This window comes from Rhodanobacter sp. Soil_C_14 (assembly GCF_057657335.1).
The window spans coordinates 225,238-249,410 of record NZ_JBDGIQ010000001.1 but is presented as its reverse complement, the minus strand read 5'-3'; the positions used below and the strand labels follow the sequence as shown (position 1 = coordinate 249,410).

The window sequence follows — 24,173 nt, the reverse complement described above, 5'->3', positions numbered from 1 at the left end:
GGACATCGAAATGCGTGATTTGCGTGGCGTTGCGGCGATCGTGTTGGGCTGCGGGCTGTTCGCCAGCGTGGCGGTGGCGCGTACCGAGGCGCCGGTGGCGCACAGCCCGTTCCATGTCGAGTTGGGCGAAGCACTGACCCAGCCAGCGTCGGGTCGGTTGCTGTTGTTTGCGGTGGACGCCAAGGCTGCCACGGCAGCGGCCAAGGACGGCAAGGTCGAGCAAGTCGACGCCAGTCCGTTCGGCGCCACCCAGGCTTCGGTGGCCGCGCGCGAGGTCAGCCGGCTGATGCCGGGGCAGGGCGTGGACATCGACGCGGATCGCCTGGCGTTTCCCGCCGGCTGGTCACAGCTGCCGCCGGGCGACTATCTGGTGCAGGCCGTGCTGGACGTTAACCACGACTACAACTACGGCGGACGCGGCGCGGGCGACCTGGTCAGCGACGTGGTGCGCATGCATCTTCCGGCCAGGACCACGCCGACCCTGCAGCTGGCTCGCGTGCTGCCGGCGCATGCGGCGTGGACGCTGTCGCCGTCAACGCCCGAGGCGGTACGCAAGGCGCTGCCCGACGCACGCCGTCATGCCCGGTCGATTGATTTTGTCAGCCCTTCATTGAGCGCTTTCTGGGGCCGGTCGATCCACATGCGCGGCTGGGTCGTCTTGCCGCCGGGTTACGACACCAACGCGGCAGCGCGTTATCCGGTTGTCTACAGCACGCACGGTTTCGGCGGCAACGTCGATCGTTTCACCGGCAGCATAGCGACCGTGTGGCAGAGCATGAGCAGCGGACAGATGCCGCCGATGATCTGGGTGTTCCTGGACGAGTCCAGCGCCACCGGCACCCATGAGTTTGCCGACTCGGTCAACAACGGCCCGTGGGGACAGGCGCTGACCACCGAGCTGATTCCGCAGCTGGAATCGGTCTACCGGATGGACGGCAAGCCGAACGGCCGCTTCCTCAACGGCCACTCCTCCGGTGGCTGGGCCACCTTGTGGCTGCAAACCCGCTACCCGAAAGTTTTTGGCGGCACCTGGTCGACCTCACCTGATTCGAGCGACTTCCACGATTTCACCGGCGTGGATCTTTACGCGCCGAACGCGAACGTCTACCACCGCGCCGACGGCTCGGCCTATCCGCTGGTGCGCGACAAGGGCAAGGTGCTGGCCAGCTTCGAAGCCTTCGCCAAACTCGAACGCGTGCTCGGCGAATATGGCGGCCAGATGGCCTCGTTCGACTGGGTGTTCTCGCCGCGTGGCGCCGACGGCCGGCCGGTGCCGATGTTTGATCGCGACACCGGCGTGGTCGATCCGGCGGTGGTCGCCTACTGGCGCGACCATTACGACATCGCCCATCGGGTTCAGACGAACTGGCCGGCGCTCAAGCCAAATCTGGATGGCAAGATCCATCTGATTGTGGGTACCGCCGACACCTTCTATCTCGACGGTGCCGCGCACAAGCTCAAGGCCGTGCTGGATGGGCTGGGAGCGACATCGGACTTCCGTTTCCTGCCCGGCAAAACCCATTTCGACCTGTACGTCGTGGGCAAGGACCGCGTGGGGCTGCTCAAGCAGATCAGCTGGGAGATGTATGCGGTCGCGCGGCCGGATTCAAAATTGAAACCCGCTGCCGCGGCGCCCTGAAACGACATCGGCGCGTCGATTGACCGAAGGTCGGCCAGGTGCCGGCCTTCGGTTTTTCAGGCCGCGGCGTTGAGGAGTGAGCAAGTGAAGGGCCGCGACCACTCACCCCTGGCCGTCGATGCTCTCGTCCAGCGGCGGCAGCGTGCGGACCAGCATGCTTTGCGGGCTGCTCATCGGCAGTTTCTCGCTGCGCAGGCGTTCGAGGATCTCGAACAGCAGATCGCTTTTCACGCCGCCGACCTCGCGCGGGCTGCCCACGTAGGCCACGCAGTTGAAGGTCATCGCGCCGGCGGTGACGTTTTCCAGCTGCACGTACGGCGCCGGCGTGGCCAGCGTGCCGTGGTGGGCGCGCAGGATGCCCAGCACCAGTTCGCGCACCTTGCCCGCGTTGGTGTCCAGCGGCATCGGCAGCTTGATCTGCACGCGGCCCAGGGCGTTGGCCTGGGTGACGTTGCGCACGTTCTGGGTGATCAGCTGCGAGTTCGGCACGATCACGGTGGAGCGGTCCCACATCTGGATTTCGGTGGCGCGCACGTTGATGCGGCGGATGTCGCCCTCGACGTCGCTGCTCAGGCTGACCCAGTCGCCCACCTTCACCGGCCGCTCGACCAGCAGGATCAGCCCGGAGATGAAGTTCTGCACGATCGCCTGCAGGCCGAAGCCGATGCCCACCGACAGCGCGCTGACGATCCACGCAATGCTCTTGAGGTCCACCTGCAGCGCGGCCAGGGTCAGCACCACCACCAGCAGCCCGCCGAGATAGCCGAGCAGGGTGATGATGGATTCCTGCATGCCCCGATCCATCGCGGACTTGGGCAGCAACTGTTCGCGTAGCCAGCGCTTGAGCACGCGCAGCACCAGCACGCCGGCCAGCAGCACCAGCACGGCGGTGATGATGCTGGCCGGGTTGATCGCCAGCTCGCCCAGCTTCAGGTTGCCCAGGGTCTGCCGGGCGCTCACCAGCAGGTCGCCCGGACCGGCGCCGAACGGGGTGAGCACGGTGGCCAGCGCCACCAGCACCAGGCCCACGCGCACGATGCCCACCAGCAGCACGTTGGCCTGTTCCAGCTTGTGCGACGGCAGGGTCAGGCTGGCCTGCAACTGCTGGCCGCCCCGCCCGCGTGGCGACAGCAAGGTGTTGATCAGGTCAGTCAGCAGGTGGACCAGCAGGTAGGTGGTGGCAAAGATCAGGCCGACCCAGAGCATCTGCCTGGCCAGGAAGAAGGCCATCGCGATGAAGCCGGTGGCCACGCACAGCCAGCTGACCACCACGCCGAGCGAGGCCGCCGCAACCAGCAGGCTGACCCACACGGGCCGCTGCGCGGGCTCGCCGCCGTCCCGGGCCAGTTCGCTGCGGCTGCGGCGCAGGCGCCACAACGCCGCGCCGATCAGCCCGCTGATGACCAGGGCGAACAGTCCGCGGGTGGCCACGGTGGCGGGCAGGCTGGTGCCGATCGTGCGGGTGGTGCGCTCGACCATTCCGGCCAGCAGCGCTGCGGCGGCAAGCAGCCACGGAAACGGCTGCAGCCATTGCGCGGTGAGGTCCGACAGCGCGGGCAAACGCCAGGAAGGACGCCGTACCGACAGCAGGGCGCGACCCAGCCCGGTGATGAAGGCGGCCAGGCAGACCAGCCGCACCAGGGACGTCATCAGGTTTTGCGTGTCGTCGTCGAGAACGTCGTTCCAGTTCAGTCCCGTGTAGGCCAGCTGGGCGGCGAGCCCGGTCGTCAGCACGGCAGTCAGCGCCACCGCGGTGGCCATCGCGCTGCGCCGCAGGTGTCCGTCCGGCACATGGCGGGCGGCCAGCGCCAGCAGCAGGCGCTCCAGCACCCAGCGGCCGCCGGCCAGCAGCAGCACGGCCGCCGCCAGGCACCACAGCAGCGGCTGCCGGTTCGGCGGTTGCCAGGCATCGTTGACTGCCGCGGTGAAGCGCGTGCCCAGGCGCTTCAGGCGCACCAGGTCATCGGGAAAGGTGCGCACGGGGCCGGCCCAGAACGCACGGCTGAATGGCGTGGGCGTGCGCGAGGCCAGTCGCGCCTGGAACTGGTCGTTGCGCAGGCCGGTGATCTGGGCGGCCAGCTGCATCGCGTTCTGGTTGAGCAGTTGCGACTGCTTGATCTGCGCGTCGAGGTCGGCCTGCGCCTTGTCCAGCTTTCGGCGTTGCGCCGCCACTTCCGGCGCTTCGGCCGGCGCTCCCTTCGCCGGCGCCGGACCCAGCACCGCCAGTTGGGCCTGCAAGGCGGTCATCTGCGGCGCGAGACTGGCGGTGAGCTGGCGCGACTGATCCTGCACGGCCAGCGCGGTGCTGCGCAGGTCGGCCAGCGGCGCATCGGGTGTGGGGTTCTTCAGTGCAAGCTTCACTTCGTCGAGCTGGCTGCCCAGCTGGTCCAGCGCCTGTGCCGGCGAGACCGCCGCGGTATCAGCTGAGGTACCGTCCTGCGCGTGCAGGGTGGCAGCACCGAAGATCAGCAGGAGGGATAAGGCGAGGCGAGGCAGTCTGGACATCCGCGCATGATCGGAGCGCGCCCGCGGGTGGTCAATCGCGGCGAGCCGGCAAGCGCTCGCCGGCGTGGCTGGCGTTCAGATTGGGCTGCACCGGGCTTCGACATTGCCCGCCCGTGAGCACGCCGCCGACTTGCCGCACAATACACACCCGCCAACATCCGGGTTCTCCATGATTTTTCGCTGGTTCGAGTCCCTCATCGACGCGTTCAAGGAACCCGTCGACGGCATGCCACCGCAGTCGGTGTGGCGCTTCTACGCGTTCTACCTGCGCCAGGTGTGGCCGGTGTTCGCCGTGGCGATCGTGCTGGGTTTCGTGGTGGCGATCATCGAGGTGTCGCTGTTCGGCTTCATCGGCAGCATCGTGGACATGGCCAGGGGCGCGCCGCCGGCGGATTTCTTCCGCCTGCACGGCAACGAACTGCTGTGGATGGGTTTCGTGGCGCTGATCGCGCGGCCGCTGGCGATCGGCACGCACGACCTGCTGGTGAACCAGGCCATCGTGCCCAGCCTGACCAACCGCATCCGCTGGCAGAACCACCGCTACGTGATCCGCCAGAGCCTGGGTTTCTTCCAGAACGATTTCGCCGGCCGCATCGCCAACCGCATCATGCAGACCGGCGGTGCGCTGCGCGAATCGGCGGTGCAGATTGTCGATGCGATCTGGTACGTCAGCATCTACACCGGCAGCGCCATCGTGCTGTTCGCCCAGGCGGATTTCTGGCTGGCCGCGCCGCTGTTCGCCTGGGTGTTCGCCTACGTGGGCCTGCTGGCATTCTTCGTGCCGCGGCTGAAGCAGCGCTCGTGGAAGGCCTCGGAGGCGCGCTCGAAACTGATGGGCCGGATAGTGGACGGCTACAGCAACGTGCTGACGCTCAAGCTGTTCGCGCATACGCGCCGCGAGGAAGCCTACGTGGCCGAGGCGATGATGGATCAGACCGACAAGCTGCGCCGGATGACCCGCATCACCACCGCGCTGGACGCCAGCATCACCACCCTCAACGGCTTCCTGATCGTGGGCACGTCGGCGCTGGCGTTGTGGCTGTGGAGCGAGGGTCGGGTGACGGTGGGCGCGATTGCGCTGTCGACCGGGCTGGTGATCCGCATCAACAACATGTCCGGCTGGATCATGTGGGTGGTCAACGGCATCTTCGAGGATGTGGGCACGGTGCAGGACGGCATCACCACCATCGCCCAGCCGCGCGCGGTGCAGGATCGCGACGACGCGGTGCCGCTGGCGGTGACCGACGGCGTGGTGCGTTTCGAGAACATCCATTTCCACTACGGCAAACAGGGCGGGGTGATCGCCGGGCTCGACCTGGCCGTGCGCGCGGGCGAGAAGATCGGCGTGGTCGGGCCGTCCGGCGCTGGCAAGTCCACCCTGGTCAACGTGCTGCTGCGGCTGTATGACCTCGAGGCCGGGCGCATCCTGATCGACGGCCAGGACATCGCCCGCGTCACCCAGGAAAGCCTGCGTTCGCAGATCGGCGTGGTCACCCAGGACACCTCGCTGCTGCACCGCTCGATCCGCGACAACCTGCTGTATGGACGTCCGGACGCCAGCGAGGCGCAGGTTGCCGAAGCGGTGCGCAAGGCCCGCGCCGACGAATTCATTCCCGCCTTGAGCGACGGCGAAGGCCGCCGCGGTTACGACGCCCTGGTCGGCGAGCGCGGCGTGAAGCTTTCGGGCGGCCAGCGCCAGCGCATCGCGATCGCCCGCGTGCTGCTGAAGGATGCGCCGATCCTGGTGCTGGACGAGGCCACCAGCGCACTCGACTCCGAGGCGGAGGCGGCGATCCAGGAAAGTCTCGACCTGCTGATGCAGGGCAAGACGGTGATCGCCATCGCCCATCGCCTGTCCACCATCGCGCGGATGGACCGACTGGTGGTGCTGGACAAGGGACAGGTCGTCGAGACCGGCACGCACGCCGAGCTGATCGCGCGCGAGGGTTTGTACGCGCGGCTGTGGAAACGGCAGACCGGCGGCTTCGTGGCCGCGGAGGATGCGCCGGCCTAGCCGGCGGTTGCGGCGGGCGTGAGTTGCGGGCTCAGCATGCTCCGCTGCTGCAGCAAGCGGGTTTGCCCGCCGTCGCCGCACTTTCCAGTACCTCGGCCGCGGCCGCCAGTGCACGCGCCGCGGCGGCGCCCTTGCGTTCGCTGTAGCGGCTGACCAGGTAGTCGCTACGTCCGCGCACCAGCAGGGTGAACTTGAACAGCTCCTCCATCACGTCCACCACGCGGTCGTAGAACGGTGACGGCTTCATCCGGCCGTCGGCGTCGAACTCCTGCCAGGCCTTGGCCACCGAGGACTGGTTCGGGATGGTCACCATGCGCATCCAGCGGCCCAGCACGCGCAGCGCATTCACCACGTTGAACGACTGCGATCCGCCGCTGACCTGCATCACCGCGAGCGTGCGCCCCTGCGTGGGCCGCACGCTGCCGTCTTCCAGCGGCAGCCAGTCGATCTGGTTCTTGAATACGCCGGTGATCGTGCCGTGCCGTTCGGGGCTGACCCAGACCTGGCCTTCGGACCACAGCGACAGCGCGCGCAATTCCTGCACCTTGGGGTGGCTGGCCGGCACGCTGTCCAGCATCGGCAATTCGTGCGGGTCGAACACCCGCGTCTCGGCGCCGAACTGGCGCAGGATGCGCTCGGCTTCCAGCGCCAGCTTGCGGCTGAACGATTGCGGGCGCAGCGAGCCGTACAGGATCAGGATGCGCGGCGGGTGGTCGGCATCGGCCGGCAAGGCCAGCTTGGCCAGGCTGGGCGTGTCCAGCGCTTCGGCGGCGATATGGGGCAGATCCTGGATCGGCACGGTGCGGTTCCTGTTGCCTTGGTTTTATGATTCTATCATTATGGAAATATGGAAACCAATCCGGAATCGCCGCCATGCATCCGTGTCGCGTCCTGTTCATCTGCACCGGCAACTCGGCCCGCAGCATCCTGTCCGAGGCCACCCTCAATCACCTGGGCAAGGGTCGCTTCGCGGCGTTCAGCGCCGGCAGCCAGCCGACCGGCCGCGTCCATCCGCAGGCGATCGAGGAACTCAAGGCCTTGGGCATCGCCACCGAGAGACTCAGCAGCAAGTCGTGGGATCGCTTCACCGAGGCGGGCGCGCCGCCGCTGGACATCGTGATCACGGTTTGCGACAACGCGGCGAACGAGAGCTGCCCGGTGCTGTTCGGCGACTTCGTGAAGAGCCATTGGGGCCTGCCTGATCCAGCGGCCGCTCGGGAAGCGGACACCGCCGCGGCGTTCCGGCGTGCGCATGCGCTGATCGTGCGGCGGATTACCGCGCTGCTGCAGCTGCCGGTGGAAATGATGGGCCGCGATGAGCTGAAACAGACGCTTGACCGCATCGGCAGCCTCACCGGCGAGGAAGCCGGCGCATGAACCAGCCATCCGCAGCACTCGCTGCCGGCGCGGTTCCTGCGGACGGCGCCCGCATCGGTTTCTTCGAGCGCTGGCTCACGCTATGGGTCTTGCTGTGCATCGTCGCCGGCACGCTGCTGGGCCATCTGCTGCCTGGTAGCTTCGCGGCGCTGGGCGGCATGCAGGTGGCCCGGGTGAACCTGCCGGTCGCGGGGCTGATCTGGCTGATGATCATCCCGATGCTGCTGAAGATCGACTTCGGCGCGCTGGGCGGCGTGCGCCGGCAGTGGAAGGGCATCGGCGTCACGCTGTTCGTCAACTGGGCGGTAAAACCCTTTTCGATGGCGCTGCTGGGTTGGATCTTCATCCGCCAACTGTTCGCCGGACAGCTGCCGGCGGCGCAGCTCGACTCCTATATCGCCGGCCTGATCCTGCTGGCCGCCGCGCCGTGCACGGCGATGGTGTTCGTGTGGAGCAACCTGTGCAACGGCGAGCCGGCGTTCACGCTGAGCCAGGTCGCGCTGAACGACGCCATCATGGTGGTGGCCTTCGCGCCGATCGTGGCGCTGCTGCTGGGCATCTCCTCGATCACCGTGCCGTGGAACACGCTGTTGCTGTCGGTGCTGCTGTACATCGTGGTGCCGGTGGCGCTCAGCATGCTGCTGCGGCGTCGGCTGCTGGCGCACGGCGGCAAGACGCGGTTGCAGCAACTGCTGCAGCGGCTGGGGCCGGTGTCGCTGGGCGCGCTGCTGGCCACCCTGGTGCTGCTGTTCGGTTTCCAGGGCCGGCAGATCCTCGCGCAGCCGGCGATCATCGCGCTGCTGGCGGTGCCGATCCTGATCCAGGTGTATTTCAACGCCGGCCTGGCGTACTGGCTCAATCGCCGCTTCGGCGTGCCGCATTGCGTGGCCGGTCCCTCGGCACTGATCGGCGCCAGCAACTTCTTCGAGCTGGCGGTGGCCACCGCGGTGGGCCTGTTCGGCGTGCATTCCGGCGCGGCGCTGGCGACCGTGGTGGGCGTGCTGATCGAGGTGCCGGTGATGCTGTCGGTGGTGCGCATCGTCAATCGCAGCAAACGCTGGTATGAAGCAGCCCGGGAGTAGCGTCATGCAGAACAAACAGGCCATCACCATCCTCGCCGCGCTCGCCCAGGAGTCGCGGCTCGCGGTCTATCGGCTGCTGATCGAACATGCGCCGGAAGGACTGGCGGCCAGCGCGATCGCGGAAAAGCTGGGCCTGCCCAACGCCACGCTGTCCTTCCACCTGAAGGAGCTGTCGCATGCGGGCCTGGTGAGCAGCCGGCAGAGCGGGCGCTTCATTTATTACGCGCCGGTGATCGAGGTGATGAACGACCTGATCGGCTATCTCACCGACCACTGCTGCAGCCAGTCCGGCGGCACGTGTTCCACCGCCGCCAAGTGCGCCCCGGGCAAGCGGCGGGCTGTTGCGGCCAGGCGTCGGCCAAACTCTGCCTGAGCCGCCTGGCACCGCTGCGATCAGTCCATCAGGTCCTGGATCGCCAGCCCCTGTTCGCGGCAGTAGCGTTCGTATTCCGCCAGCTGCGTGCTGGCCGACGCACGTCCGGTCACCACGCCGCCGGGGCCGAGGAACTCGACCGTGCCCATCACGATCACCAGCGCCAGCATCGGCTCGTCGCCGACGATCTTCCACCAGTCGGTGTTGCCCGGCGGTTCGTAGACGTAATCGCCGGGACCGATCAGCTCGCCGGTGCACAGCTTGCGGGTACCGCTGAGGTTGTAGGCGTGGATCTCGCCGGTGTGGCGATGCAGCGGCATCACCGTGCCCGGTTCCATCCGCAGTAGTTCGACGAAGCCGCGGTCGTCGGCGAAGAAGCGCAGCGGGCTGGACGATTTGCCGGGGCTGGAGGAGGGCACCCAATGCCGCGCGGCGGCGGTGCTGAAGCGGGCGGGCAGGTAGTCGTGCAGGCGGGCGGATGGCGTGGTCATGGTGGTGGCTCAGGCGGCGATGGCGGAAAGGTAGATGTCGAACGAGGCATCCACCGCCGCGCGGCCGCCGCCGACGATGTTGCGGCCCCAGGTGAAGCCGTAGACGTCCTCGAAGTCGTAGCCGGCCAGGCGCGCCTGCATGCCGCGCACGGCCTCGGGCGGCATCGGCGTGAAGTTCGGATAGCTGTGCATGAAGGAGACGTGGCGGCGGTTGCTCACCACGTGCGGCGCGTCGCCGGAGAACAGCGCGCCGCCGGGCCGCGGTCCGTCCTTCCAGTGCAGCACCGTGCTGCCGGGGAAATGGCCGCCGCTGCGGATCAGGGTCACCGCACCGGACAGCCGGTACGCGTCGCCGCGCCAGAACTGCACGTTGGGCGAGGGCCGGCGTACCCAGTCGCGGTCCGCCTCGTGCAGCAGGATCGGCACGTTGCCGAGCGCCTCGCTCCACTCCAGCATCGAGGCGTAGAAATGCGGATGCGAGATCGCGATCAGGTCCACGCCACCGCGCGACTGCAACGCTGCGACGGCTTCGTCGGTAACCAGGCTCAGCGATTCCCACAGGATGTTGCCCGCGTCGGTGGGCAGGTACAGCGCGCGCTGGTTGATCGCGAAATCCGGCGCCAGCCCGATGCCGAGCACGCCGGCTTCGTCCTGCATGCGCAGTGTGTGGGTGGCTTTCAGCGCCTGGTGGGTCGTCCACGTCTGGCCGTGCGCGCCGACGTACTGGCGCTCGTCCTCGCAGACGGCGCAATGCGCAGGAGTGTTCGGGTACTGGGTACCGCAGGTTTCGCAGATGGCTTTCGTCATGGTCTGGTCTCGCTTGGGGCGGGCGGTGCCCGTACGGTGCAGACTCTAGGCATAATCTGGACCCTTGATTGATCCATTCGTGAGATATTCGATGGAACCAGTTTTTCCGTTCCCCGTGCTGCTGCCGCGCGGTGCCGGCTCGCTCACGCAGGCGCTGCACCAGCAGTTGCGCGCGGCGATCCTCGATGGCCGCCTACCGCCGCACGCCGCGCTGCCCGCCACGCGCAAGGTGGCCGAGGCGCTGGGCGTGGCGCGCAATACGGTGGTCGCCGCCTACGACCTGTTGATCGCCGAGGGCTATGTGGTGCCGCGCCAGGGCGCTCGGCCGCAGGTCGCCGAATTCGCGCGGCGCCGGTCGATGCCAGCGCGCGCCAGCGTGGACGAATCGCGTCTTGCGCCGGCGTGGCGCACACCATTCCTGCAGCCGTCGCCCGCGCGCAGCCTGCCCGAGCGCAATTTCCGCCTGGGCATTCCGGATCACCGGCATTTCCCGCACGAGGTCTGGCGTCGGCTGATGGCGCAGACGCTGCGCAGGAGCGCGCGCGAACCGTTCGCCTATGCGCCGTCGCAAGGCATCCCCGCCTTGCGCGAGGCGATCGCGCAGCACGTGGCGTTTGCCCGCGCGGTGGCCTGCAGCGCCGACGACGTGATCGTCACCTCCGGCGCGCAGCAGGCGTTCGACCTGATCGCCCGCCTGCTGGTCACGCCGGGACAGACGAAGGTGGCGGTGGAGGAGCCGGGTTACCCGCCGGTGCGCGCCGCGTTCGCCGCGGCCGGCGCGCAGCTGGTGCCGTTGCCGGTGGATGACGAAGGCCTGTGCGTCGAGCGCCTGCCCGAGGACGTGCGCATCATCAGTGTCACCCCGTCGCACCAGTCGCCCACCGGCGTGGCAATGTCGCTGCGCCGTCGCGCGGCCTTGCTCGATTTCGCGCGCCGCCATCACGCCGTCATCGTCGAAGACGACTACGACGGCGAATTCCGCTTCGGCGGCCGCCCGCTGGATGCCCTGCAGACGCTGGATCGCGACGCGCAGGTGTTCTACGTCGGCACTTTCTCCAAGAGCATGTTCCCCTCGCTGCGCAAGGGCTTCGTGGTGGCGCCGGCGTGGGCGCGCAGCGGGCTGGTCACGGTCAAGCACTGTGTCGACTCGCATTGCGACGGCATCACCCAGGCCGCGCTGGCCGCCTTCATCCGCGACGGCCACCTGGCGCGGCATGTGCGCCACATGCGGCCGATCTACGCCGCGCGGCGCGAGGCTTTGCTCGACGGCCTGCAGCGCGGGCTCGGTGAATGGCTGCAGCCGATCCCGTCCGAAGCCGGTCTGCATCTGGCCGCGCGCCTGCGCGACTCGGCGCGGGCGTCGAAGCTCATGCCGGTGGTGTTGCGTGCCGCCGCCGGGGCGGAAGCCACCGCCGACTACGCGATGACACGCGATGTCGAGCCGGCGGTGACCTTCGGCTACGGCGTGATCGACGCGGCGGATATTTCGGCGGCGCTGGCCGGCCTGCGCCGGTCGTTGCGAAAACTCTAGGGGGTCACGCAGTCACGCCCGGATCGGCGTGGCGCCAGCGTCGTCGTCATGCGGACGCAGCGGTCCTTCATCCTCGGGCGAAGGGCTGTGCTGCGCGGGCGGCACGGCAGGATCGGGAAGGTCCGGAGCCTGCCCGCCGCGACTGAGTTCGCCGCGCCAGCGCGGCAATGCGTCGGGATAGTGGGCCTGGATGAAGGCGATCAGGCCTTCGCGCACTAGGCAGCGAAGGTCCCAGCCACGACCGGAATCCGAGGTGCTGACCAGTGCGCGCAGCTGCATGGCGTGTTCGTCGGTGTCGGTCACCTGCAGGATGCAGACGCGACGATCCCACAGTTCCGACTGGTCGCATAGCCGCGCCAGTTCCTCGCGCAGTGGCGCCAGCGGCGTGCGGTAGTCGAGCTTGAGATACACCGTGCCGATCAGTTGCGCGCTCTGCCGGGTCCAGTTCTGGAACGGGTTTTCGATGAACCAGTTCAGCGGCACCACCAGCCGTCGTTCGTCCCAGATGCGCACCACCACGTAGGTGCCGGTGATCTCCTCGATGCGGCCCCATTCGCCTTCGATGATCACCACGTCGTCGAGCCGGATCGGCTGGGTCAGGGCAATCTGCAGGCCGGCGATCAGGTTGCTCAGCACGGGTTTGGCGGCCAGTCCGATCGCCAGGCCCGCCACGCCGGCCGAGGCGAGCAGGCTGGTGCCGAGCTGACGCACGCCGGGAATGGTCATCAGGATGATCGCGGCGCCCAGGATGATCACGATGACGTCGGCCGTGCGTCCGAGCACGCGCACCTGGGTCACCACGCGGCGCGCCCGCAGGTTGTCGGCCACGTCCATCGGATGGTTGCGGATCGCGGCATCCTCGAACGCGCCGATGCAGCGCACCACCAGCCACGTACACGCGCCCAGCAACGCGATCAGCGAGAGATGCTGCAGCAGGGTGAACAGCGGCGAGACGCTGGCGGGCCAGGTGCGCAGGCAGATCGCCAGCGCCAGCAGGGGCAGCACCCACTCCATCGGACCGCTGGCGCGGCGCAGGAGATCCGAAAGCACTGGTTGCCGCGTCGCCACGCGGTCCAGCGCGGCATGGGCCACGACGCGCACGAGCAGGGCAAGCATCAGGCCGGCCACCAGCGCCAGGCCAAGGCGTGCCCACGGATCAGCGGCCCAGGTCGAGAGGAAATCGCTCAGCATGGTGTCCAGCCTGCCGCTTTCGATGTGGAAGAAATGTCGGCTGGCGGACGGGCGTCGGCGCATGCGCGCGAAGAAGGGCACCTTGCGGTGCCCTTCGTTCGTTGCCGAATCGCGAGTCGGTCAGCTGGCAAGATCAGCTGGCATGGAACGCCTGCTTGATGTCGCGCATCTGGTCATGGCCGTTGCGCACCGAGGTGTAGACATCGGCGATCACCGACAGCGTATGGGGCGAGATCTCGTCGTCCTTCATCGCGTCCTCGAATTTCGACTTGATGTGATCCTCGCCGCGTTCGACCTCGTCGACCACGGCCTTGTTGTCGGCCTTGGTGAGGCTGGTGCGCAGGTTGACGAACATCCGGTGCGCCGAGGCCAGCACGGTGCCGTCGTCCTCGGGTTTGCCGCCCAGCGAGCGCACGCAGTTCTGCAGGGCCGACGCCGCGGTGCGGCGCTCGCCGGAGCGTGCGCGGAACAGCGAGACCAGCGGTTCGCTTTTCGCATCCTTGGCCGCTTCGGCGTAGCCGTCGGCGCTGTCCAGCGTGGTCTCGATCAGGCTGTTGAGGGTCTTGATGTCGTGTTGGTTATTCATGAGTTCTCCTTGCGGATTCCGATGGGAACGATGGTGGCAGGGGAATCGCCGTGGACGAGTACACGGGAACGCAGGTGACGGAAGCGCCACGGCTTTGTTCAGACCCGTGGTTTGCGTTCATCTTGATGCGTCGTTGCGCGGCTGAGTGCGCGCCGGAGAAGGGCGCGTCTCGCTGCTTGACTCTGGACCTTGATCAAGGGTCTAGACTTGTCCGCATGAACACAAAACTCCCCTCCCTGACCATCGGTGCCGTCGCCAGGCGCGTCGGCGTGGCGATCGACACGATCCGTTATTACGAGCGCGAAGGCCTGCTGCCCGAACCCGAACGGCGCGCTTCCGGCTATCGCAGCTACGGCGAGGCCACGGTGACGCAGCTGCGCTTCATCCGCCGCGCCAAGGATCTCGGCTTCACGCTGGAGGAGATCCGCGAACTGCTGGCGCTGTCGGCGGATCGCCAGCGCGGGGTGAAGGCGGTGAAACGGCGGGCGGAAAAGCGGCTGGCGGCGATCGAGCAGCGCATCGTCGAACTGCAGCGCGTGCGCGATGGACTGGCGCAACTGGTGGCCTCGTGCCCCGGACACGGCAAGCCGGAGGAGTGTCCGATCCTGCGTGCACTGAACGACGAAGAGGTGTCGGCATGAACGCGCAGGCGTGTTGCCACGGCAGCGGCAAGGCGACCGACCCGGTCTGCGGCATGACGGTCGATCCGGCCACGTCGAAGCATCAGTCCATGCACGACGGGCAGGCCTTCCATTTCTGCTGCGGCGGCTGCAAGGCGAAGTTCGAGGCGGAGCCGGCGCGTTATCTGGCCGCACCTGCCGCCCACGATCATGACCACGCTGCGCAACGGGTGAAGGACCCGGTCTGCGGCATGAGCGTGGACCCGCACACCGCAAAACATCGCGCCGAACACGACGGCTACCCGTACTACTTCTGCTCGGCGCGTTGCCGTGAGAAGTTCGTGGCCGACCCGGCCGCGTACCTGGGCGAGCGCCAGCCCGCGCCGGCTGCGCCTGCCGGCACGATCTACACCTGCCCGATGCATCCGGAAGTGCAGCAGGTCGGCCCCGGCGACTGCCCGAAGTGCGGCATGGCGCTGGAACCGATGATGCCTTCGCTGGACGACGACGACGGCGGCGAACTGCGGGCGATGACGCGGCGCTTCGGATGGCTGGTGGCGCTGACCTTGCCGGTGTTTGCGCTGGCGATGGGACCGCACCTGTTCGGCTGGCATCTGCCCGCGCCGTGGGCTGGCGTGGCCGGCTGGGTCGAGGCGGTGGTGGCCAGCGTCGTGGTGTTGTGGGGCGGTGCGCCGTTCTTCGGGCGCGGCTGGCGCTCGCTGAACCCGTGGTCGCCGAACATGTATACGCTGATCGCGCTGGGCACCGGCGTGGCGTGGCTGTACAGCGCGGTGGCGTTCCTGCTGCCCGGCATTTTTCCGGGCGGTTTCCGCGACATCCATGGCCGCGTCGCGGTGTATTTCGAGTCGGCGGCGGTGATCGTCAGCCTGGTCACCCTGGGCGATTTCTTGGACCTGCGCGCGCGGCGGCGCACCGGGGCGGCGCTGAAGGCGTTGCTGGGGCTGGCGCCGAAGACCGCGCGGCGGATCGCCGCCGACGGCAGCGAAAGCGATGTGCCACTCGACGAGGTGCGCGCCGGCGACGTGCTGCGCGTGCGCCCCGGCGAGAAGCTGCCAGTCGACGGCGTGGTGATCGACGGCGAGAGCCACGTCGACGAGTCGATGCTCACCGGCGAGCCGATGCCGGTGATCAAGGCGAAGGATGATCCGGTCACCGGCGGCACTGTGAACCAGGACGGCGCGCTGACCATGCGCGCCCGGAAGGTCGGCGGCGAAACCCTGCTGGCGCAGATCGTGGCGCTGGTGGCGCAGGCACAACGCAGCCGCGCGCCGCTGCAGCGCGTGGCCGACCGGGTCGCGGCGTGGTTCGTGCCCGCGGTGGTGGGGATCGCGTTGCTGGCTTTTGCCGCCTGGGCGATGGCCGGGCCGGAACCGCGCCTGACGCATGCGCTGATTGCCGCGGTGTCGGTGCTGATCATCGCCTGTCCCTGCGCGCTGGGCCTGGCCACGCCGATCTCGATCATGGTCGCCAGCGGTCGCGGCGCGCAGCATGGCGTGCTGTTCAAGGACGCCGGCGCGATCGAATCCCTGCGCGACATCGACACCCTGGTGGTGGACAAGACCGGCACCCTGACCGAAGGCAAGCCGGCGCTGACCGCGCTGGTGATCCTGGGCGAGCAGTCGCGCGAGCAATTGCTGGCGCTGGCTGCCGCACTGGAGCGGCCCAGCGAACATCCGCTGGCGCGGGCGATCGTCACGGCCGCCGATGCCGAAGGCGTGGCGGTGCTGGCGGCGACGGGGTTTCGTTCGTTGATCGGGCGCGGCGTCAGCGCGACGGTGGACGGCAGCACGGTGACGCTGGGCAATGCGAAGCTGATGGCCGAGTCGCGTGCTGCGGTCACCGACGATGCGAGCATCCGTGCCGAGCAACTGCGTGAACACGGCGCCACGGTGATGTTCCTCGCCGTCGACGGCACCCTCGCAGCGCTGCTGGCGGTGGCCGACCGGATCAAGCCGGACACGCCCTCCGCCATCCAGGCGCTGCACGCGGCCGGCCTGCGCATCGTGATGCTCACCGGCGACAACGCCACCACCGCGCAGTCGGTGGCGCATGCGCTGGGCATCGACGAGGTGCATGCGGATGTCTCGCCGGCGGACAAGGCTGCGGTGGTGAACCGGCTCAAGGCCGAGGGCCGTCGCGTGGCGATGGCCGGTGACGGCATCAACGACGCGCCGGCGCTGGCCGCTTCCGACGTCGGCATCGCGATGGGCGGCGGCACCGACGTGGCGATGGAGAGCGCCTCGGTGACCCTGGTCAAGGGTGAGCTGGGCGCGATCGTGCGGGCGCGCAAGCTGTCGCAGGCCACCGTGCGCAATATCCACCAGAACCTGTTCTTCGCCTTCGTCTACAACGCGGTGGGCGTGCCGCTGGCTGCCGGCGTGCTGTATCCGTGGTTCGGCATCACGCTGTCGCCGATGATCGCGGCGCTGGCGATGAGCCTCAGCTCGGTGTCGGTGGTCAGCAATGCCTTGCGGCTGCGGCGTGCGCCGCTGTGAGGCCTGCGTCGTGACGATTGTCACCGGCGATGCTTGACGGTGGCGACTGTGGCCGGTGGCGCGTCCGTTCGATCATGCTCCCGCACCACGGTGGTGCCGGAGAGCATCCATGAACGTCATTCCCGAAACCCACGGCACGCTCGACAAATACCTGCCCCTGCTGCTCGGCCTGATGGCTGCGCTGTTGGTGGGCAGGACGCTGAGGAAGACCCTGTGGAGCGCGTTCGCGCTGTACATGGCCTTGCACTACAGCGGCATTCATCCGTTTGGCTGAGCGCATGCCCTAGACTTCGTGCCTTCCGTTCGCGCATCGGCGCGGACGCTGCCACTCTCCAGCACAAAGTCACCGCATGAGCCGCACACTCGCCGAATGGCTGGCGTACCAGGAACGCGTCAACGTCCACAGCATCGAGCTGGGCCTCGAACGGGTACGCGAGGTGTGGTCGCGGATGGGCGCACCGGCACCGGCGCGGCAGGTGATCACCGTCGCCGGCACCAATGGCAAGGGCTCCACGGTGGCCTTGCTGGAGGCGATGCTGCGCGCCGCGGGCCGCCGCGTGGGGGCATTCACCTCGCCGCATTTGCTGGCCTACAACGAGCGCGTGCGCATCGACGGGGCGGATGCCGACGACGCGGCGCTGATCGCCTCGTTCGAGCGGATCGAGGCTGCGCGCGGCAGCGTCCCGCTGACCTATTTCGAGTTCGGCACGCTGGCCGCGCTGGACCTGTTCGCGCGGGCCGAGCTCGACGTGGCCGTGCTGGAAGTGGGCCTGGGCGGGCGGCTGGATGCGGTCAACATCATCGACGCCGATGCGGCGGTCATCACCACGGTCGACCTGGACCACATGGACTGGCTCGGGCCGGATCGCGACAGCATCGGTCGCGAGAAAGCCGGCATCGCGCGGGCCGGGCGACCGGCGATCGTGGGCGAGCTGGACCCGCCAGCGGGCCTGCTCGCCGCGCTGGACGCCTGCGGCGCCCGCGTCGAGCGCGCCGGCATCGATTTCAGCGTCGAGCGCCATGCGGACGGCTGGCGCTGGCGCCACCGCGACGGCAGCGCGATGGAGCTGCCCGATCCGGCCCTGTCCGCGCCGGTGCAGTACGCGAACGCGGCGGCGGCGATCGCCGCGCTGCACGCGCTGGGTGACGAGAGGCTCACGCCCAGCGCGTTCTTTGCCGCGATCAGCGTGGGCCTGCACGAGGTGCGGGTGCCGGCGCGACTGCAGCTGATCAGCGGCGAGATCCCGATCATGGTGGATGTCGGGCACAACCCGCAGGCGGCCCGCGCCCTGGCCGAATGGCTGGACGCGCAACCGGAGACCGCGGTGCGTGCCGTATACGGTGCGCTGGCCGACAAGGATGCCGCGGGCGTGATCGCGGCGCTCGGCGACCGCGTCGATCATTGGCACCTGGCCGGGCTGGACCGGGACAGCCCGCGCGGCATGAGCGTCGATGCGCTGGGCACCATCCTGCGGCAGACCCTGCCGCAGGCCTCGTGCACGGCGCACGCCGACGTGGCGGCGGCGTTGCAGGCGGCGCGTGCCGCCGCGAAAGCGGGCGACTGCATCCTCGCGTTCGGCTCGTTTTTCGTGGCCACTGCGGTGCTGGCTGAACACGCGGCCATGGCGGGCGGCGTCGACGCCGGATGACCGTTGCCCGCGGCAGGTATAATCGCCGTGTTGTGCACTGCCTTTGCCGTCCTGGAGCGATAACTTGAAAACACGCCTGCTGGGAGCCGCCGTCCTGATTGCCTTGGCGGTTCTGTTCGTGCCGATGTTCTTTTCCAGTACGCCGCCAGCCCCCGGTGGTGACCAGGCCGTCAACCTGGCGATTCCGCCGGCACCCGATCGCGACCTGCAGACCCGCACCATGAGCCTTGCGCCCGACGCCGCCAGTGCCTCGGGCACGGTGGCGCCACCGGCCGAAACCGTCACGCCCGGATCAGGTGACCGGCTGGCCACGGTGAACATCGGCTCCAGCCGTCCGCGCGACGTGGAGACCGATCCGCAGGCCGGCCAGGCGCCGCCGCCGACCACGGTGACCATCGGCTCGGGCGCGTCGCCCAGCCAGCCGGTGATTCCGCAGCGGGACAAGCCGACGGCGACGACCCCGCCGGCGGCGAGCAAGCCGTCTGCCTCCGTCGAACCGGCCAAGCCGGTGGCGGTCACCCCGAAGCCCGCGCCGACACCTGCCGCGGTCGGTCGTGGCAACTACACGCTCAACCTCAGTGCCTATGCCAGCGCCGCCGGCGCGGCCAGCCTCGAACGCCGCGTGCGCGCCCTGGGCTATCCGGTCAGCGGCCAGACGATCACCCAGGCGGGCAAGCCGCGCACCCTGGTCACCGCCGGCCCGTTCGAAACGCGTGCCGCGGCCGAGGCGGCCCGGCTGAAGATCACCCAGTCGATTCCCGGCGTGCCGGCGCGGCTGGAACAGGACGCCAGCCGCGACAGCGCGCCGGCCAGCGCACCCGTGGCCCACGAGTCCGCCAAGGCCGGTGGCTGGGCGGTCCAGCTGGCGGCGGTCAGCGCCCAGGCCGACGCGATCGCGCTGCGCGACAAGCTGCGCGCGAACGGTTTCGACAGCTTCGTCGATTCGGTGCAGGCCAGCGGCAAGCAGTTGTGGCGCGTGCGGGCCGGCCCGCAGACCCAGCGCGGCGACGCGCAGCGCGTGCACGACCAGATCAAGGCGAAGCTGGGCATCGACGGCAACGTCGTCCCGGTGCCCTGAGTTCAGCGGCAAGCTGGCGAACCCATGAACTGGACCGACTACATCATCCTTGGCGTGCTGGCCCTGTCCGTCCTGGTCGGGCTGTGGCGCGGGCTGGTTTCCGAGGTGCTGGCGCTGGTGATCTGGATCGCCGCGTTCTGGGTGGCGTGGAGCTTCGGTCCGGCGGTGGCCCGACATTTCGAGCACGTGATCGAGCTGCCCTCGGCGCGGATCATCGTCGGTTACGGCCTGTGCTTCGTCGCCGTGCTGATTCTGGGCGCGCTGCTGCGCTTCGTGATCAGCCGGCTGGTCGAAAGCACCGGCCTGTCCGGCACCGACCGCCTGCTAGGCATGCTGTTCGGCCTGGTGCGGGGCGTGCTGCTGGTGACCCTGCTGGTATTCCTGATCGGCTTCACCGCGTTCACCCGTGATCCATGGTGGCAGCAGTCCGTGCTGCTGCCCCAGTTCCAGCACGTGGCGGCATGGCTGGGCCAGCAGGTGCCGCCCAGCGTGCGCGATTACATCCACCCGCCGGCCGTGCTCGATCGCCTGTCCGGCTTGCCCGCGACCCTGCCTGCCTCCATATCCGGCGCGTCACCCGCGCCAGCGGCGACCTCCATCCATCCGGCATCGCCGGCCGCGGCCAGCTCGGCTGCGCCGCCCCGGAATTTCTGAACACATCTCCCGAAGCAGGCAACAACCATGTGCGGAATCATCGGCATTGTCGGTACCACCGAAGTGGCATCGGCGCTTTATGACGGACTGACGGTGCTGCAGCATCGCGGCCAGGACGCCGCCGGCATCGCCACCGTGGACGGCTCGCGGCTGCGCCTGCACAAGGGCAACGGCCTGGTCCGCGACGTGTTCGGCCAGAGCGCGATGGCGGGCCTGCGCGGACGCATCGGCATCGGTCACTGCCGGTACCCCACCGCCGGCTCGGAAGGTTCGGCCGAGGCGCAGCCGTTCTACGTGAATTCGCCCTACGGCATCGCGTTCGCCCACAACGGCAACCTGGTCAACACTGACGCACTGCGCCGCGAGATGTTCGAGGGCGATCGCCGCCACATCAACACCGAATCCGACTCCGAGGTTCTGCTGAACGTGCTGGCGCACGAGCTGCAGATCCAGGATCGCATGGCGTTGACGCCGGACCACATCTTCAAGGCGGTGGCCGGCGTGCATGCGCGGGCCCGCGGCGGCTATGCCTGCATCGCGCTGCTGCTGGGCTACGGCCTGATCGCGTTCCGCGACCCCAACGGCATCCGCCCGCTGGTGCTGGGCGAGCGGATCACCGGCGAAGGCCGTGAATACGCGGTGGCCTCGGAGTCGGTGGCGCTGGACATCCTGGGCTTCAAGCGCATCCGCGACGTGGCGCCGGGCGAGGCGGTGATCATCACCGACGACGGCCAGTTGCACAGTCGCCGCTGCGCCGAGGGCGCGACGCATACGCCGTGCATCTTCGAATACGTGTACCTGGCGCGGCCCGACTCGATGATCGAGGACGTCTCGGTGTACAAGGCGCGCCTGCGCATGGGCGAGAAGCTGGCCGAGAAGATCCTGCGCCTGCGCCCGGATCACGGCATCGACGCGGTGATCCCGATTCCCGACACCGCGCGCACCGCGGCCAGCGCGCTGGCCGGCGCGCTGGGCGTGCCGTTCCGCGAGGGCTTCGTCAAGAACCGCTACATCGGCCGCACCTTCATCATGCCGGGGCAGGGCGAGCGGGTGAAATCGGTGCGCCGCAAGCTCAACGCGATCGACCTGGAGTTCCGCAAGAAGAACGTGTTGCTGGTGGACGACTCGATCGTGCGCGGCACCACCTCGAAGCAGATCATCCAGATGGCCCGCGACGCCGGCGCCAAAAACGTCTACTTCGCCTCCGCCGCGCCGCCGGTGCGCTACCCGAACGTCTACGGCATCGACATGCCGTCCACCTCGGAGCTGGTCGCCGCCGGGCATACCGAGCAGGAAGTGGAGCACGTGCTGGGCGCCGACTGGCTGATCTACCAGGACCTGAAGGACCTGATCTGGGCGGTGCAGGACGGCAACGAGAACCTGCAGCAGTTCGACACCTCCTGCTTCTCGGGCGAGTACATCACCGGACTTGACCAGCGTTACCTGGAGCAGATCGAAATGCTGCGCTCGGACGACGCCAAGGCGGCACGGCGCGTCGTCTGAATCCGTGCCTCGTGACTGATCTCCACGCTGCTGCCAGGCGCTGCCTCGACGCCACCGACCCGGCCGAGAAGCTGCGCCTGACCCACGAGACCTGGCAGGCCTTTCTCGCCGGCGAGTTGCGCGCCGATCCCGACTCGCCGCCACCCGAGCCGATCGGCGCGCCCGGCCGCCCGGCGAAGCCGCGCCTGGTCAATGCACGGCAGGTGCCGCAGCGCGGGCTGGGCAGCGCCGAAGGGCGGGCCGCGCTGGTGCATGCGGTGGCGCACATCGAGTTCAACGCGATCAACCTGGCCTGGGACGCGGTCTACCGCTATCGCGACAAGCCGGCCGACTATTACCGCGACTGGGTCAGTTGCGCCCACGACGAGGCCCGGCACTTCGCCATGCTGTCGGCACGGCTGGCCGAGCTGGGCCATGCCTACGGCGACTTCGACGCGCATGACGGCCTGTGGGCGATGGCCGAGAAGACCGCCGCGCACGACACCGCCCGGATGGCGCTGGTGCCCCGCGTGCTGGAGGCGCGCGGACTGGATGTCACGCCGGGCATGATCGAGCGCCTGCGCAAGCTGGGCGACCAGCGCACGGTGGCGATCCTCGAGGTGATCCTGCGCGAGGAAGTGGCCCACGTCGCCGCCGGCACCCGCTGGTACCGGCACTGCTGCGAGCGCGACGGCGTCGATCCGATCGACACCTTCTTCGTCCTGCTGCGCGACTACATGGGCGCGACCCTGCGCGGCCCGTTCAACCGGCCAGCACGACTGGAGGCGGGCTTCCTGGAAGAGGAGCTGGATCGCCTGGCGGCGCTGTCGCCGATGCCGGGCTGAGCGGACTGGCGGCGAAGCCAAATAAAAAAACCAGCTTAGGGCCGGCAGCGAGGCAAATAAAAAAGCCGGCCTGAGGCCGGCTTTTTTATCGAATTTTGGTCGGGGTGACAGGATTCGAACCTGCGACTTCTACGTCCCGAACGTAGCGCTCTACCAGGCTGAGCTACACCCCGTGGGAAGCCGCGTATCTTAATCGCGGATCGGGAGCTTGGCAACAGGTTTGCGCGATCCGGCTGGCGACGATGCTGGGGAAGGCTGCTGGCGTTCTGTTAATCTTGACGGCTGCCGTCGCGCGCCCTCGCGCGGCGGAATGTCCACCCCGTCAGTAGAGGATTCCATGGCGCTTACCCCGGCCCGCACCATGCCCGGCGTGCTCGAGCTGCTGCCGCTCGACCAGATCGCATTCCAGCGCATGCTCGACGTGATCCGCCGCAATTACGAGCGTTTCGGCTTCCTGGCCATCGAAACGCCGGTCATCGAGTACTCCGACGTGCTGCTGACCAAGACCGGCGGCGAGACCGAGCGCCAGGTCTATTTCGTGCAGTCCACCGGTGCGCTCAACGCGGCCGGCAAGGTCGACGAAGGCATGCCGGAACTGGCGCTGCGCTTCGACCTCACCGTGCCGTTGGCGCGTTACGTGGCCGAGCACGAGCGCGACCTGAGCTTTCCGTTCCGTCGCTACCAGATGCAGAAGGTGTACCGCGGCGAGCGCGCCCAGCGCGGTCGCTTCCGCGAGTTCTACCAGTGCGACATCGACGTGATCGGCAAGGACTCGCTGTCGGTGCGCTACGACGCCGAGATTCCCGCGGTGATCCACAGCGTATTCCGCGAGCTGGACATCGGCCCGTTCACCATCCACATGAATAACCGCAAGCTGATGCGCGGCTACTTCGAAAGCCTGGGCGTGCTCGACGCCGAGCAGCAGATGCTGGTGCTGCGCGAGGTGGACAAGCTGGACAAGCGCGGCGCCGACTATGTGCGCGACACGCTGACCGGCGCAGCCTTCGGCCTCGCCGCCGAGGTGACGGCGAAGATCCTCGCCTTCGTGCAGGTGCGCTCCACCTCGCTGCAGGACGCGCTGGACAAGCTCGATGCGCTGGGGCCCGGCCCGGAGGCGATGGAGCAGGGCCGCGCCGAGCTGAAGGAAGTGCTGAACCTGATCCACGCCTTCGGCGTGCCCGAAAGCGCGTACGCGCTGAACCTGTCGATCGCCCGCGGCCTCGACTATTACACCGGCACGGTCTACGAGACGACACTGAACGATCACCCGCAGATCGGCTCGATCTGTTCCGGCGGGCGCTACGAGAACCTGGCCGGCCAGTACACCAAGTCGCACCTGCCCGGCGTGGGCATCTCGATCGGCCTGACCCGGCTGTACTGGCAGCTGCGCGACGCCGGCCTGATCGACACGGCCAAGAGCACGGTCGACGTGCTGGTGACCCAGATGGACGAAGCGCAGCTGCCCGCCTACCTGGCGCTGGCCGGCGAACTGCGCGGCGCCGGCATCGCCACCGAGGTGGTGCTGGAAGGCGGCAAGCTGGGCAAGCAGTTCAAGTACGCCGACCGCGCCGGCATCCGCTTCGTGATCGTGCTGGGCGAAGACGAAATCGCCAAGGGCATGGTCACGGTCAAGGACCTGCGCCGCGAGGACCAGTTCGAAGTAGCGCGCAGCGAGCTGATCAAGACGCTGCGCGTGGAGCTGGAGCAGGCCGCGGCGATGGGCTGATGGTGCG

At 68.5% G+C, this 24,173-nt stretch carries 21 protein-coding genes and 1 tRNA gene; 15 read left to right on the top strand and 7 right to left on the bottom strand.

The annotated features are described in order from the left end of the window. The first annotated feature begins 10 nt into the window (after positions 1–10). Positions 11–1,639: an alpha/beta hydrolase gene (locus AC3A56_RS01110; RefSeq protein ID WP_487769051.1), complete on the top strand. Its 1,629-nt coding sequence runs from the start codon at positions 11–13 to the stop codon at positions 1,637–1,639. A gap of 102 nt (positions 1,640–1,741) precedes the next feature. Here AC3A56_RS01110 and AC3A56_RS01105 read toward each other — a convergent pair whose 3' ends face one another. After that, positions 1,742–4,144 carry a DUF3772 domain-containing protein gene (locus AC3A56_RS01105; protein WP_487769050.1) on the bottom strand — a complete coding sequence of 801 codons (2,403 nt, stop codon included), beginning with the start codon at positions 4,142–4,144 and terminating at the stop codon, positions 1,742–1,744. A gap of 172 nt (positions 4,145–4,316) precedes the next feature. Between AC3A56_RS01105 and AC3A56_RS01100 the strand changes: the two genes are divergently transcribed. Beyond that, a complete protein-coding gene (locus AC3A56_RS01100) occupies positions 4,317–6,158 on the top strand; it encodes an ABC transporter ATP-binding protein (RefSeq protein WP_487769619.1) in 1,842 nt (613 codons plus the stop codon). A gap of 31 nt (positions 6,159–6,189) precedes the next feature. On the opposite strand, the gene arsH is transcribed toward AC3A56_RS01100, so the two are convergent. Then, complete coding sequence (gene arsH, locus AC3A56_RS01095) at positions 6,190–6,957, bottom strand: arsenical resistance protein ArsH (RefSeq protein ID WP_200950336.1); 768 nt, start codon at positions 6,955–6,957, stop codon at positions 6,190–6,192. A gap of 74 nt (positions 6,958–7,031) precedes the next feature. Here arsH and AC3A56_RS01090 point away from each other — a divergent pair, with 74 nt between their 5' ends. Genes AC3A56_RS01090 through AC3A56_RS01080 form a run of 3 tightly spaced genes read left to right on the top strand, consistent with a single transcriptional unit; the run spans position 7,032 to position 8,990 of the window. After that, on the top strand, positions 7,032–7,535 hold the full coding sequence (locus tag AC3A56_RS01090; RefSeq protein ID WP_487769049.1) for an arsenate reductase ArsC: 504 nt from the start codon (positions 7,032–7,034) through the stop codon (positions 7,533–7,535). Then, positions 7,532–8,617 (top strand): ACR3 family arsenite efflux transporter, encoded by a 1,086-nt coding sequence (gene arsB, locus AC3A56_RS01085; RefSeq protein WP_487769048.1) that lies wholly within the window; start codon positions 7,532–7,534, stop codon positions 8,615–8,617. The genes AC3A56_RS01090 and arsB overlap by 4 nt, the downstream gene beginning before the upstream one ends. Before the next feature lie 4 nt (positions 8,618–8,621). After that, positions 8,622–8,990, top strand: coding sequence for an ArsR/SmtB family transcription factor (locus tag AC3A56_RS01080; protein WP_056718802.1), 369 nt, complete (start codon positions 8,622–8,624; stop codon positions 8,988–8,990). Positions 8,991–9,010: 20 nt separating this feature from the next. Here AC3A56_RS01080 and AC3A56_RS01075 read toward each other — a convergent pair whose 3' ends face one another. Next, positions 9,011–9,481 carry a cupin domain-containing protein gene (locus AC3A56_RS01075; RefSeq protein ID WP_487769047.1) on the bottom strand — a complete coding sequence of 157 codons (471 nt, stop codon included), beginning with the start codon at positions 9,479–9,481 and terminating at the stop codon, positions 9,011–9,013. Positions 9,482–9,490: 9 nt separating this feature from the next. Further along, entirely contained in the window at positions 9,491–10,288 is a 798-nt protein-coding gene (locus AC3A56_RS01070) for an MBL fold metallo-hydrolase (protein WP_487769046.1), read from the bottom strand. Between the two features lie 91 nt (positions 10,289–10,379). Here AC3A56_RS01070 and pdxR point away from each other — a divergent pair, with 91 nt between their 5' ends. Further along, on the top strand, positions 10,380–11,819 hold the full coding sequence (pdxR, locus tag AC3A56_RS01065) for a MocR-like pyridoxine biosynthesis transcription factor PdxR (protein WP_487769045.1): 1,440 nt from the start codon (positions 10,380–10,382) through the stop codon (positions 11,817–11,819). Positions 11,820–11,831: 12 nt separating this feature from the next. Here pdxR and AC3A56_RS01060 read toward each other — a convergent pair whose 3' ends face one another. Continuing rightward, positions 11,832–13,010, bottom strand: a complete 1,179-nt coding sequence (locus AC3A56_RS01060) for a mechanosensitive ion channel family protein (protein ID WP_487769618.1) — start codon at positions 13,008–13,010, stop codon at positions 11,832–11,834. Positions 13,011–13,143: 133 nt separating this feature from the next. Beyond that, positions 13,144–13,596: a PA2169 family four-helix-bundle protein gene (locus AC3A56_RS01055; protein ID WP_487769044.1), complete on the bottom strand. Its 453-nt coding sequence runs from the start codon at positions 13,594–13,596 to the stop codon at positions 13,144–13,146. Between the two features lie 215 nt (positions 13,597–13,811). Between AC3A56_RS01055 and AC3A56_RS01050 the strand changes: the two genes are divergently transcribed. The 8 genes from AC3A56_RS01050 to AC3A56_RS01015 all read left to right on the top strand — a co-directional run bounded on the left by AC3A56_RS01050 (position 13,812) and on the right by AC3A56_RS01015 (position 22,440). Further along, positions 13,812–14,237 (top strand): heavy metal-responsive transcriptional regulator, encoded by a 426-nt coding sequence (locus tag AC3A56_RS01050; protein ID WP_487769043.1) that lies wholly within the window; start codon positions 13,812–13,814, stop codon positions 14,235–14,237. Further along, the gene (locus AC3A56_RS01045; RefSeq protein ID WP_487769042.1) at positions 14,234–16,732 is read left to right on the top strand and encodes a heavy metal translocating P-type ATPase; all 2,499 of its coding nucleotides are present in this window, start codon (positions 14,234–14,236) and stop codon (positions 16,730–16,732) included. The genes AC3A56_RS01050 and AC3A56_RS01045 overlap by 4 nt, the downstream gene beginning before the upstream one ends. Before the next feature lie 109 nt (positions 16,733–16,841). Beyond that, positions 16,842–17,006: a hypothetical protein gene (locus tag AC3A56_RS01040; protein ID WP_487769041.1), complete on the top strand. Its 165-nt coding sequence runs from the start codon at positions 16,842–16,844 to the stop codon at positions 17,004–17,006. 76 nt (positions 17,007–17,082) lie between these two features. After that, on the top strand, positions 17,083–18,381 hold the full coding sequence (gene folC, locus AC3A56_RS01035; RefSeq protein ID WP_487769040.1) for a bifunctional tetrahydrofolate synthase/dihydrofolate synthase: 1,299 nt from the start codon (positions 17,083–17,085) through the stop codon (positions 18,379–18,381). Positions 18,382–18,445: 64 nt separating this feature from the next. After that, positions 18,446–19,459, top strand: coding sequence for an SPOR domain-containing protein (locus AC3A56_RS01030; RefSeq protein ID WP_487769039.1), 1,014 nt, complete (start codon positions 18,446–18,448; stop codon positions 19,457–19,459). Between the two features lie 24 nt (positions 19,460–19,483). After that, positions 19,484–20,113, top strand: coding sequence for a CvpA family protein (locus AC3A56_RS01025; RefSeq protein WP_487769038.1), 630 nt, complete (start codon positions 19,484–19,486; stop codon positions 20,111–20,113). A 27-nt stretch (positions 20,114–20,140) separates the two neighbouring features. Then, positions 20,141–21,616: an amidophosphoribosyltransferase gene (gene purF / locus AC3A56_RS01020; protein WP_056765882.1), complete on the top strand. Its 1,476-nt coding sequence runs from the start codon at positions 20,141–20,143 to the stop codon at positions 21,614–21,616. An 11-nt stretch (positions 21,617–21,627) separates the two neighbouring features. Then, positions 21,628–22,440 carry a ferritin-like domain-containing protein gene (locus tag AC3A56_RS01015; protein WP_487769037.1) on the top strand — a complete coding sequence of 271 codons (813 nt, stop codon included), beginning with the start codon at positions 21,628–21,630 and terminating at the stop codon, positions 22,438–22,440. A 96-nt stretch (positions 22,441–22,536) separates the two neighbouring features. Here AC3A56_RS01015 and AC3A56_RS01010 read toward each other — a convergent pair. Then, positions 22,537–22,613: transfer RNA gene (locus AC3A56_RS01010), tRNA-Pro, on the bottom strand. Positions 22,614–22,777: 164 nt separating this feature from the next. On the opposite strand from AC3A56_RS01010, the gene hisS reads away from it, so the two are divergent. Beyond that, complete coding sequence (gene hisS, locus AC3A56_RS01005) at positions 22,778–24,166, top strand: histidine--tRNA ligase (protein ID WP_487769036.1); 1,389 nt, start codon at positions 22,778–22,780, stop codon at positions 24,164–24,166. Positions 24,167–24,173: the final 7 nt, after the last annotated feature.

What these genes read in the sequence shown, in the direction of transcription:
- folC (WP_487769040.1), top strand. Translation starts at nt 17,083, where the DNA reads ATGAGCCGCACACTCGCCGAATGGCTGGCGTACCAGGAACGCGTCAAC.
- AC3A56_RS01105 (WP_487769050.1), bottom strand. Translation starts at nt 4,144, where the DNA reads ATGTCCAGACTGCCTCGCCTCGCCTTATCCCTCCTGCTGATCTTCGGT.
- AC3A56_RS01055 (WP_487769044.1), bottom strand. Translation starts at nt 13,596, where the DNA reads ATGAATAACCAACACGACATCAAGACCCTCAACAGCCTGATCGAGACC.
- AC3A56_RS01060 (WP_487769618.1), bottom strand. Translation starts at nt 13,010, where the DNA reads ATGCTGAGCGATTTCCTCTCGACCTGGGCCGCTGATCCGTGGGCACGC.
- AC3A56_RS01110 (WP_487769051.1), top strand. Translation starts at nt 11, where the DNA reads ATGCGTGATTTGCGTGGCGTTGCGGCGATCGTGTTGGGCTGCGGGCTG.
- hisS (WP_487769036.1), top strand. Translation starts at nt 22,778, where the DNA reads ATGGCGCTTACCCCGGCCCGCACCATGCCCGGCGTGCTCGAGCTGCTG.
- arsB (WP_487769048.1), top strand. Translation starts at nt 7,532, where the DNA reads ATGAACCAGCCATCCGCAGCACTCGCTGCCGGCGCGGTTCCTGCGGAC.
- pdxR (WP_487769045.1), top strand. Translation starts at nt 10,380, where the DNA reads ATGGAACCAGTTTTTCCGTTCCCCGTGCTGCTGCCGCGCGGTGCCGGC.
- AC3A56_RS01080 (WP_056718802.1), top strand. Translation starts at nt 8,622, where the DNA reads ATGCAGAACAAACAGGCCATCACCATCCTCGCCGCGCTCGCCCAGGAG.
- AC3A56_RS01070 (WP_487769046.1), bottom strand. Translation starts at nt 10,288, where the DNA reads ATGACGAAAGCCATCTGCGAAACCTGCGGTACCCAGTACCCGAACACT.
- AC3A56_RS01025 (WP_487769038.1), top strand. Translation starts at nt 19,484, where the DNA reads ATGAACTGGACCGACTACATCATCCTTGGCGTGCTGGCCCTGTCCGTC.
- AC3A56_RS01045 (WP_487769042.1), top strand. Translation starts at nt 14,234, where the DNA reads ATGAACGCGCAGGCGTGTTGCCACGGCAGCGGCAAGGCGACCGACCCG.
- AC3A56_RS01090 (WP_487769049.1), top strand. Translation starts at nt 7,032, where the DNA reads ATGCATCCGTGTCGCGTCCTGTTCATCTGCACCGGCAACTCGGCCCGC.
- AC3A56_RS01075 (WP_487769047.1), bottom strand. Translation starts at nt 9,481, where the DNA reads ATGACCACGCCATCCGCCCGCCTGCACGACTACCTGCCCGCCCGCTTC.
- purF (WP_056765882.1), top strand. Translation starts at nt 20,141, where the DNA reads ATGTGCGGAATCATCGGCATTGTCGGTACCACCGAAGTGGCATCGGCG.
- AC3A56_RS01050 (WP_487769043.1), top strand. Translation starts at nt 13,812, where the DNA reads ATGAACACAAAACTCCCCTCCCTGACCATCGGTGCCGTCGCCAGGCGC.
- AC3A56_RS01040 (WP_487769041.1), top strand. Translation starts at nt 16,842, where the DNA reads ATGAACGTCATTCCCGAAACCCACGGCACGCTCGACAAATACCTGCCC.